Consider the following 10,937-nt stretch of genomic DNA (forward strand, 5'->3'; position numbering starts at 1 on the left):
GCGTGGACTACGGCAAGGCGTATGGCTTCAAGATGAAAACGACGCTGCATATTCAAGCCGAAGGCGTGAGGCAGTAAAATTACTGGTGGATGCTGGCGTGAAGATTGTCATGCCGGTCGTTCAGGACAGAGAGGCCGTTCCAGCTTATGCGGGAACGGCTTTTTAGTTTGTTGTAAGCGCCCCGCGCGTAAGCCCGGCTCGAATCCGCGCTTGGGGCCGCGTAGTCCGTCCCGTGACTACCATTCGGCGCTACCCGCATATCATTGCCGAACCCACGATCAATGCTCTCATGTCATGAATGAAATGACATCGGGGCTATCGTCAAACGGGGTCCCGTCTCACACAATCCTCTCCAACGCAGCGCTTGCTGCCTAATTTTCTGGAGAGAAAACCATGTATGCAGTGACCGGAATCACAGGGCAGGTTGGGGGCGTTGTTGCGCGTTTGTTGCTGGCCGCTGGCCACGATGTCCGCGCCGTCGTTCGCGACGCAGCGAAGGGCGAGGTTTGGGCGAAGCAGGGCTGCGAGGTCGCACTCGCCGACGTCAACGACCAACAGGCATTGCAGCACGCATTCGAAGGTGTGGAAGGCGTGTTTGTTTTGCTTCCGCCGACATTCGACCCCACGCCGGGCTTTCCCGAAGCGCGCAAGACTATCGCCACGTTGCGGGCTGCACTCGCGGCGGCCAAACCGTCCAGGGTGGTCGTGCTGTCCACCATCGGCGCACAAGCCACGCAGCCGAATCTGCTGAACCAGTTACAAATCCTCGAGCAGGAACTGGGCACGCTGCCAATGCCCGTGGCTTTCCTGCGCGCCGCATGGTTCATCGAAAACGCGGCGTGGGATGTGGAGCCCGCGCGCGATTCCGGCATCGTTCCCAGCTTCTTGCAGCCGCTCGATAAACCCGTGCCGATGGTCGCGACCGCGGATATTGGCCGCGTTGCAGCGGACCTGTTGCGCGAATCGTGGACGGGTCGCCGTATCGTCGAACTGGAAGGGCCGCAGCGTATTTCTCCCAACATGATCGCCGAGAGCTTTGCTCGCCTGCTCGGCCGCGACGTCAGCATGACAACCGTACCGCGTGACACGTGGGAAGAGTTGTTTCGCTCGCAAGGGATGAAAAACCCGACGCCGCGCATGCAGATGATCGATGGCTTCAACGAAGAGTGGATCTGCTTCGAAGGCGCTGAAAACGAAGTGCGCAAAGGCCGTGTGCCGCTCGATACAGTGTTGCAATCACTGATTGAAAAAGCTTCGTAGAAGGGCATCGATTTGCAAGGATTTTTATTGAGGAATTCACCTTTATTCAGGAGTACAACCCATGACTGAAGCGAAAGAAAACACGGCTCCTAAAGGCCGCCTCGATGGCAAGAAAGTGATCGTGCTCGGCGGTTCATCGGGTATCGGCTACGCGGTGGCGGAGTATGCGCTGGCGGAAGGTGCACGCGTTGTGATTGCTTCGAGTCATGCGGGACGTGTCGAGGCTGCGGTCACGGCGCTCGGATCGAATGCCGAGGGCCACGCGCTCGATCTCACCGATGAACATGCCATAGAAGCGTTTTTCAACGCGGCTGGCAGCTTCAATCATCTGGTGTTCACCGCGGGCGATTCACTGCGGCTTGGTGAGATTGCATCGACGGATTTATCGCTGGCAAGACGAGCCTTCGATATCCGCTATTGGGGTGCGCTCGCCGCGGTCAAATACGGCGCGCCGCATATCGCGGCAGGCGGTTCGATCGTGCTGACAACGGGTATCGCGGCATTGCGTCCGCGCAGCGGCTGGGCGTTCGGCGCGAGTGTGTGCGGCGCGATGGAAGCGCTCACGCGCACGCTTGCCGTCGAACTGGCGCCGTTGCGCGTGAACGCAGTGTCTCCAGGAATGCTCGCAACGAACCTATGGCAGAACATGTCCGAAGAGGACCGGCAAGCAATGTACGAACAAGCCGGCAAGCATCTTCCGGTCGGACGAGTGGGCGAGGCGCGCGATGTTGCGGCGGCGTATCTGTTCCTGATGGAAAGCGGATTCGCGACAGGACAGACGCATGTGGTGGACGGAGGGGCAGTGCTGGTTTAGGCAAGCGTCGCGGTGACAGGGGCGAAACCATGAAGATAAGAGAGGTTCAATGCCCCGTTATCTCAGTCATTTGGCGATTAACTTGCCGCGGCAATAAAGGGGGCTCGGGCGGTCTGCGTCCGAGTCCCCGCTTCAATCACACTCGTCAATTCGTGACCGGCAGATATGGGGACGTCAACGTAGTCGGCGGATACGACACTGCGCCCAATTGCTTCGTGAAGCTGTACCGCACGTAGACGCCGGCCATGTATTCGCGATACTGGTACGCGTTGCCAAGCGACGCCGATCCGCCCACGAAAAGTTGCGGCGCGAGCTGGTATTCGGCGCTTGCGTTGAACGAGTACGCGACGCCCGTCTTGCTCGTAGCCGGATACACGCCGCTCGTGGTGTACGGTGTTGCCGTCAGAAGAGCGACCACTTGCTGGGCAGTAGGATCGTTCGGGAAATAGTTCGACGCATCCTGACGGTAATGCTGAACACCGATCGACCCCTTCACGTCGTATGTGAACGCGCCGTTGCGGCCCTTGTACTCAACCGGAATGTTCAAGATGACATATTGCTGCGGACTGAAATATCCCCCCTGACCATACGTGAAGTACGACAGGTTCTTGTTGTAGTGCATCAGAGTCGTATTCACGCCCACGGTGAGCGTCTGGTTTGCGTCCGTGAACAGGCGGGTGTAGACCCCGCCGCCGCCCTTGACCGCCGTATTGCTCGCGACGTTCTGACCTTCGAAGTACTCGTACGACGCGTTGACGTAGGCGCCGCTCATGCCGTCGTCCCAGCCGAGCGAGGCGCGGCCTCCGTTCGACGTGACGCCGCCCCAGGTCAGGGTTCCTTGTTGACTCAATTCGGTGGCGATCGTGGAGTTGAGGGGGGACTTGCTCAAGGCTGCGATCGCGGCCGCGTTCAAGTTATTCAGGCTCGAATCCTGCGTGCCCGCATAGGACAGCAAGCTGTCCGTGACTGCGCGGCGCGCAACGGCGAGTGAGTACGAAACTTTATCGGTTATGCCGCCGTTGTACTCAGCGCCACCAACCCAGTTAGCCTCGCGGAAACCAAACGGCGTTCTGCCGACGTCGGCCTTGATGCTGTCGGTTTCATAGCCCACGGATAACCCAACGCCGCTTGCCGTCTGGTCACCCGAATTGTTCTGGCCCGTGAGCCCGCCGGCCACGCTCGCCCCAAACCGCGCCAGCGTGTTCGGGTCGTTCCCGGCCGTACCCGCATCCAGCGTGACCGGCGTTGCCGTCACGACAATATGCCCGTTCCCCGCAGCGATGCGGCCCTGAACCGGCGCTTCGATATCCGTCAGGTTCGACAGCCCGTCTTCACCCGTGCGTTGGCGAAAGATGATGCCGCCCGACACCGTGCTCGACTGGGCGCGGTTGATTTGCGCGAGTTCATCGGCGACGCCCAGCGTTTGTGCATTTGCCACGGTCGTCGGATTGTTGCCCGCCATGCCGGAGTACGCCTGTGCCGGTTGAGCAGGCGCGTAGGCTTGTCCGTAACCGGCGGGCGGTTGCGGAATGTAGGGCTGCCCGTAGCCTTGGTTCACGTACGGTTGCTGTTGTTGTTGTTGTTGTTGTTGTTGTTGCTGCTGCTGCGGATACCCGTAACCCTGTTGTGCGTACTGCTGTTGTTGCTGCGGGTAGGGTTGCTGCGTGTAGTCGGTTTGATCGGCTTGGCGGGAATTACGCGCCGTGGCCTGCTTGCGTGTTGACGTATGTTTCGACTTCGCTGCCGGCGCGCTGGAATACGTACGGGATTGCGGCTGCTGGGCGTTCGCTTGCGCCTCGCGCGCAGCGGGCGACATGGGCCAAGGCGAACTGACCGCCGGGTTATACGGCTGCTGAGCCTGTTGATATTGAGTCGGATATGGTTGCTGCTGATACGACTGCTGGTACGGCTGCTGATATTGCTGCTGGTTCTGCGCCGGATAAGCCTGCTGATATTGCGGCTGATACGGTTGCTGATACGCCTGCGGCTGATATTGAGCCTGCCCCTGAGGCTGATATTGACCTTGATACTGCCCCGCGTCTTGCGCCGGCGCCTGCCCCGGATAAGGCTGCAGCGGCGCCGCGGGCGGACCACCAGACTGACTTGAACCGTAGGTATCGGGACCATATCCACCGCCTGTCGCTACCGGGCGAGCAACATTGCCCGGCGTCGAATAGGGTGCAACATACGGTGTCGAATAAGGTGCGGGTTGAGGCGGAGGCAAATAGTTTGGCACGTTCTGCGTCGGTGAAGAAGACTGGGGATAAGGGGGCAGTCCGGGCATTGGCGTGGTCGAGCGCGAGAACAGTCCGCTCAGCGGACCGGTTGGCGCGCCCGATGCGCCCGCCGACGTATCCACGGCGGTCTTGCCTTCAAACGGGTTGGTGCCGGGAAGCGGCATCGACCCGATGCGCTGCATCGCGGATTCCCAGCCACGCGGAACAGTGGGTTGCGCACCCTGGCTAGTGTCGGGCGCTGTTTGACGCACGGGCGTATTCGCCGCGATCAACGCCTGCTGCAAATAACGCGATGCCAGCGAGAGCTTGCCCTCGGCGTGATACATCCGGCCGGTCGCGGCGAGCACACGGGGGTCCTCCGGCGCCGCCCGCAGCGCCTGGTTCGCCGTTGCTTCGGCAAACGAAAATTCCTTTGCACCGGACGCCGCGCCAATCGCCGCAACCTGCAAGTCGATGTCGTCAGGCCGTCGTGCCAGTGCAGCCCGATAACTCGCGAGCGCGCTGCGGTCATCGCCGGCGGAGGTGTACAAACGGGCCAGCGCGCCTTGCAGATCGGGGTTGTCGGGCATGGCGGCAAGCCAGGGCGCGATCACATCGTAGGCGCTGGCCAGGTCCCCGCGCTGGCGCACGGTATCGGCCTGTTTCACCACAATGCCGATGTTCAGGTTATTGAAGTCGATGCGTTGCTGCGGCGTGAGCTGCGAAGCGGCCAGCCGCCGCATGACCGAGCTCAGCTCGGCTTCCTGCTGCGGATTGGTTTGTCCCGCAGCGACGGGAACGGCAGTCAGGATACCTGCGTATTGCAGCAGCAGGCCGGTGTCGTCGGGGGCGGCGGCCATTGCGCCGCGCACCAGAGACAACGCGCGCATGGTGTCGCCCGCCTGCAGATACGACGAAGCCAGCACGCCGATCAGTTCCGGGCTGCCCTGGGCGGTCGGCGTAGCGGCCTGCAAGACCGCTTCGGCTTGTTGCGTCTGCCCGGCGCGCGACATCCGGTTCGCGAGCTCTGCCTGGGTGTGAACCCACAAACGGTGCTGCAGCACGGTCATGGCGGTGGTGCGCTGGTTGACCGGGATGCGTTCCAGCTGCGATAACCCCGTCGCCCAGTCCTGCGTTTCGGCCGAGAGCAGTGCGCTTGCATAAAGCGCATCGGTCATGTCGGGGTGTGTGGCGAGCAAGCCGTCCATCATGCTGCGCGCATTGCCGACCGCACCTTGACGCACATAAATGCGGGCGAGGTCGAGGCGCATCCAGACATCGTCGGGATTGTTCAGCAGCGCATCTTCGAAGAGGCTGCGCGCGGTGCCCAGGTCGCCACGCGCTTCCGCCGCGCGCGCCTGCGCCGCCTGCGCTTCGCCGCGCAGCTTGTTGATGCCGCCGGCCTTCGCTTGCTGCTCCGCGTTCAACTGGTTCGCGAAGCTGAGCGCTTCGTCGCCGCGGCCTTGCGCGGCCAGTGCTCCGACCAGTCCGCGGATCGCGTCGGGGTTGTCGGCCTGACGGCGCAGCGCCATGCGGTACGCCTGTTCGGCGCCGCGCGGGTCACCGCTGTTGAGCAGCGTTTCACCAAGCATGGTCTGCGCGGTGGTGTCCGATGGATTCAGCGCGATCGCGCGCTCGAACATCGACTTCGCTTTCTCGATCTCGCCATTGCTGCGCGCGCCAATACCCGCGCTCGTATAACTCCAGTAGGTCGCGCTGGTGAGCGCATCCTTCCACCGAGCCGGATTGCCGGCACGCGATGCCCGCTCCAGATACGTGCGCGCTTCGTCGAATTTTTCCTGCTTCAACGCGGCGATACCCATGCCGCCGAGCGCATCGCCGTCGTTCGGGCTGTTCGCCAGCACCGCCGAAAAACGGGCGCGCGCCGTGACGATATCGCCACGATCCAGCGCCGCGAAGCCATCGGCGACTGCGCGGCCGCGGGCATCGACAGCCGCATTCTCTTGCGCGCGATCGCGAGCCTGCTTGTCCTGCTGCACCATCGAATCGAAACGCGCCTTGACCGCGGGATCGTCCGGCGATGCTTGCAAATAAGCCTGATAGAGCGGGGCGTCGGACGCACGTGCACCGAGCCACAGGAGTGCCTGGCGCCAGCTCTTCTTCGCCTGCTCGCCGACCGTGCTGTCGGTGCTCAACTGCGCAAGACGCGCGATGCCGTCGCGGCGCGTGGTGTCGCGGTAAGTCAGGTGCTGCGCGAGCGCCAGCGCGTAGCGCGGGTCGTTGGGGTTCTGGCGCGCGAGCTGCGTCAGGCCCTGACGCGCCTGATCCCAGCCTTGCGGCGTGGCGGCGAGCGCCTGGTAATACTCGAGCGTGAGTTCGGGCGTGGCGGGCTTGCCGTCAATCGCACGTTGATATTCCTGAACCGCTGACGCGTTCTGCCCGCTTTGCGCGAGCCGCCGGGCGTCGTTCACGGTCTGGTCGCGCGGGCTGGTTTCGCCCAGCCGCCGGCCGAGTTCATCGATATCCGGATACTGCGGCGCGGCTTCCCGCAGGCGCTGCAGATACTGCTGCGCACCGCTGCCGTCCTTGCGGTCCGCGAGGATCATGCCCATGCCATAGAGCGCGTCGGGCTGCTTCGGGTCGATGCGCAGCACCTTTTGCCACGCCTGCTCGGCCAGATCACCCCGGCGATGCGCCTGCCAATAGCGGCCCTGATCGATCAGCACGGTCATCGGAGAATTGGCGCCGACGCCCGTGCCGGCCGCCGCGGTGGCCGCGCTGCCGGCGGCTTGCGCGAACGCGGTCAACGGCACGTTGGCGACACAGCCCGCCGCGAGGCTCAGCGCAATTGCCCGCGCGCCGGCGTGCGGTTTCAGGGGGAACAGGGGCCGTTTCAACATGCGCTTCTCCAGCTCGGCACGAGTCGGCCGGCTTCGTCGAAACGGTATCGGCCTTCTATAAATCCGGCGCCGAACAAGCCCAGCACCCGGTCGTAATAAACCGGTTCACGGTTGGAACTTGGTGGCGCGGCGCCCGAAGAGGTTGCCACGGGTGCGTCGAGCACCGCGAGATGCGTGCGGGCAAGGCCCAGGCCGCGGTCGTCGCCGAGCGTCTTGAAGTACGGTGCAAGCGCGGCCCAATAACTGAGCGGGCCTTCGCCGCTCGTGACCCCGGTGGACACATTCACGCGTTCCGGCGGATAACCGTTTTGCGCGACGGCCTGGCGCATGCCGCCGAGCGCCGCAAGCCACGGTTTGCCGAGCGGGTCGGCGCTGGACGTCAACCCGGCCCACAGATACACGCGAATGGCGTCGTAGCTGCCGGTGTCAGTGGTCTGCGGATCCACGACGAACTGCCCCGACTTGTACGCCGCCCAGTCCGGCGAAAAACCGCGCGGCGCGGTAGTTGTCACGAGCTTGTAGCTGTTCTCGGCAAGCTGGTTCCACGGGCCGTCCGGCATCTCGCGAGCAAGGCCGCGCAACACCGGCAGCGGCGAGTAGCTCGGATTCAGGCGCGTCACGTCACCGGTCTTGAAGCCCTGCGGCCCGGGCAGCAGCATGGGCCCCAGGCCCGCGAGGTTCGTCACTTCCTGGCGCACGATCTGAGCGGCCAGCGCCATGCCCAGTTGCGTGTAGGTTTTCTCGTTCCAGAGGCGGCCGGCTTGCAGCAGGTCGTAGGCGATCCACAGATCGGAGTCGGAGGCGGAATTGGGATCGAGCACGCCGAACGAACCGTCCGGTTTCCTGCCCCATTGCCATGAAGGCAACCGGACGTTGCCCGGCTCGAACTGGTTTGCCGCGAGGTTCGTGCGGGTCCAGGCGAGCAGCCGGTCAAAGGTCGCGCGGTCGTTTGCGACCAGCGCGAAGAACATGGCGTAAGACTGGCCTTCGGAGGTTGTCTGCTGCGTCGGCGTGGAGTAATCGATCACGCGGCCGTCGGCCTGCACAAAGCGCGCGGTGAAAGTCCGGTAAGCGATCCAGTCGGTACATTGGGCGGCCGCCGTGGCCGCTGACGACGCATGAGCGCTGAACGTGGTCCCCATGCCGGTCAGCGCCAGCGCAAGAATTGCAGTCTTCGATCCACGTCTGAAACCAGCCTGCATATCAATCCCTCAAACGGCGCGCAGCGATGGCGCGCAGCGTACGGTAGAACAGTGCCGCGATAATGACGGCCGCGAGCAAGCCGCCCAGCACCAGCAAGAGCGGGTGCGACGACAACGCCCAGCGCATGTATTCGAACGGTGACAGATAGCCGACGTAATACGCCTGGCCATTCGATGTCACCGTCACGTCGCGTCCGTGAATCACCGCCATGGCGCCCTGGATCTCGGGCAGCACGTCGTTGTCGAGCAGGGCTGCGGACAGGTCGGCGTCGGACTGTCCCGCCGCGCTGATCAGCGCCACCGCGCTGCGATTGCTTTTCAGCGGCGACTCGAAGCCGGTGATGAGCGCGTCGCCGCTGGAGCTGACGAGCGACAGGTCGGCGCGCGCCGGCAGGCGCTCCACACCATGCGCGCCGTGCCACCAGTCGACCACCTTGAACGCCACGTCGGAGAGTTCGAAGTTGCGCGACTCGCCGTCGCCCGAGAAGGGCATCTGTTTCGCCCAGCGTTGCAGCAGAGGCTGGCGGCCGGGGGAGCCCAGGATCAGCAGGTCTTTATCGGCGAGATTGTCGATCTGATCGGCCTGGGCGACGGTCACGCCGGTCACCGGATATCCCGTCGATGCCCCCATCCGTCCCATCTCCAGCAGGTACAGGCTGAAGTCGGCGGAGTTGGCGTCGTTCGGCATGATGACCGCCGTCTCGGACAGGTCGGCCATGCGCGTGAACGGGAAACCGCCATTCGCAAAGGCTGCAAGGTCGGGCAGCGCCATGTAGTGCGGGAAGCCCGACAAGTCGATAGTCGAGTTCGGGTCGATGGAACCCACCACGTTATCCAGCACGCGGCCCTGGCATTCGCCGGTCTTCGGGTAGTCGTAGTAGAAGTGCAGGCGCAACTGCGAGCGCGGCGTGAGCAGCAGCGGCGGCACGTAGACCTCATGGCGTGCAGCGGCCGTCTTGTCGGGCAGCACCTGGTTGAAGTAGCGGCCGAGATCGAAGGTCGACGTGGCGACAGCGGGAATCCGCAGCGACTGAACGAAACCGTCGTTCACGTTGATGTTCAGCGTGGACCGGTCGAGCGTGGGACGCACCGTATAGCGATAACCCAGATCGATCGGCACGCCCTTCGTTTGCCACATGAAGAGGTCGGGCGGCACGCGCATGTTCACGCGCACGGCGTCGGCGTTATAACCCGTCACCGACAGGTCGCGCGCTTCCGCCAGTTCACCGAAACGCACCGGCCGGTCGGTCGGCAGCCAGTTCGGCGCGTCGTACGGTTTGCGCGGGGCGAAGTCGTTCAGTTGCGTGATCGTCGCGGTCGCGCCGGACAAGGTCTTCTGGCCAATGCCGAGCGCCTTTGCGGCGGTCTTCAGTTCAGCGTCGTTGCGGCCCATCACGAGCAGCAAGCGGCCGCGCAGCGGCGTATCGTGATCATCCGTGCGATCCACCACGGCGATCGTCGGACCGGATATGTCGGGGATCTTCACGCCGGCCGGGTGCTGGTCGCTGGTGGCGAACACCACGGCGTTGCCGGACAGCGGCACGTTGTCGATTTGCGCCGGAAACAGGGCGCCTCGATACCCGCTAAGCGATCCGAACCACGACGCCACCGTGCCCGCTGCTTCGAGTGCGGCGGCGCTTGGTTTGTCCGCGAACACGAACGGCAGCTCGAGGCGGCGAACGTCGCGGCGATCGAAGAAAGGGGCGGGCAACGCAGCCAGGTCCGGCTTGCTTTGAAGCGACGCATACGTGAGGTCGAGCGAGCTCGCGTTGCTGACGGTCGCCCAGAGCGTGGAGTTCGACGGGTCCTCGCATTGCTGCGTGTAGTGGCCGATCAACTGCACGTTCAGGTGATTGAATTCCGTGATGAAGCGCGGGTCGATGGAGATGTCGCGCGCGACCAGGATGCCGGCCTGCTCGCGCGGCACCGGCAGCGTGGCGGCGACTTCGCCGTTGACCAGCACCTTGAGCTGCGAGATCGACGGCAGCAGCGAAGGCGAGTAACTGTAGATCAGGTGCAGCACCGCGCCGGTCACGACTTCGTCGTTGCGTACCGAGAACGGCACGCCGTTCTGGCCGTCCGTGCCACGCAGTTGCAGCGGATCGAGCGCGCCGAGGTCGGAGAACGTGAGCGTCTGGCGGCGCCCGCCCTGCACCAGCGTGCCCGGCTCGGCCGTGGTCGGCGTCTTGGGGGTGAGTGTGCGTACGGCCGGCACGGGCGACGTTCCCAAGGCGCCCGAGGCCGCCTGCGCGAACGCCGGCACCGGCATGGCGAGCTGCGCTTGCTCGATGGTTGCCCGGTTGAACGGCGTGGCGGGACCGGGGGGCGGCACGGCACCCACGCCGGTCGCGACCCCGTTCCCGGACGCACTGGCCGTATTGGTCGTATTGGTCGAGGTGCTGGCCGCCGCGGCGCTTGCCAGCGACGCCAGCGGCACCGCCAGTGCTGTTTGCAATGCAAGCCAGCAAGCGAGGCTGCGCATCAGGGCACGGGGAACGGGGCGGGAGCTGAACGGGGTAAAAGCCGTCGTGTCCGGTTCGCCTTGTTCATAGCCCGGGCGCAGCATCGAAATTCCCTTACCCAT

5 protein-coding genes are annotated in these 10,937 nt (G+C 64.1%); 2 read left to right on the forward strand and 3 right to left on the reverse strand.

The genetic code is table 11. From position 1 onward, the window contains the following. The first annotated feature begins 393 nt into the window (after window positions 1-393). Window positions 394-1,260 (forward strand): NmrA family NAD(P)-binding protein, encoded by an 867-nt coding sequence (locus AWB69_RS18310; protein ID WP_062087232.1) that lies wholly within the window; start codon window positions 394-396, stop codon window positions 1,258-1,260. Window positions 1,261-1,321: 61 nt separating this feature from the next. Continuing rightward, the gene (locus tag AWB69_RS18315) at window positions 1,322-2,074 is read left to right on the forward strand and encodes an SDR family oxidoreductase (protein WP_062087234.1); all 753 of its coding nucleotides are present in this window, start codon (window positions 1,322-1,324) and stop codon (window positions 2,072-2,074) included. A gap of 145 nt (window positions 2,075-2,219) precedes the next feature. Here the strand turns inward: AWB69_RS18315 and AWB69_RS18320 are convergent, their stop codons facing one another. Genes AWB69_RS18320 through bcsB form a run of 3 tightly spaced genes read right to left on the reverse strand, consistent with a single transcriptional unit; the run spans window position 2,220 to window position 10,937 of the window. Then, window positions 2,220-7,151, reverse strand: coding sequence for a cellulose synthase subunit BcsC-related outer membrane protein (locus AWB69_RS18320; protein ID WP_062087236.1), 4,932 nt, complete (start codon window positions 7,149-7,151; stop codon window positions 2,220-2,222). Beyond that, window positions 7,145-8,353 (reverse strand): cellulose synthase complex periplasmic endoglucanase BcsZ, encoded by a 1,209-nt coding sequence (gene bcsZ / locus AWB69_RS18325; protein ID WP_062087238.1) that lies wholly within the window; start codon window positions 8,351-8,353, stop codon window positions 7,145-7,147. Before bcsZ ends, AWB69_RS18320 begins: the two co-directional genes overlap by 7 nt. A 1-nt stretch (window position 8,354) precedes the next feature. Next, entirely contained in the window at window positions 8,355-10,937 is a 2,583-nt protein-coding gene (bcsB, locus tag AWB69_RS18330) for a cellulose biosynthesis cyclic di-GMP-binding regulatory protein BcsB (RefSeq protein WP_062087240.1), read from the reverse strand.

The sequence above is a fragment of the Caballeronia udeis genome (assembly GCF_001544555.2).
Classification (GTDB): domain Bacteria; phylum Pseudomonadota; class Gammaproteobacteria; order Burkholderiales; family Burkholderiaceae; genus Caballeronia; species Caballeronia udeis.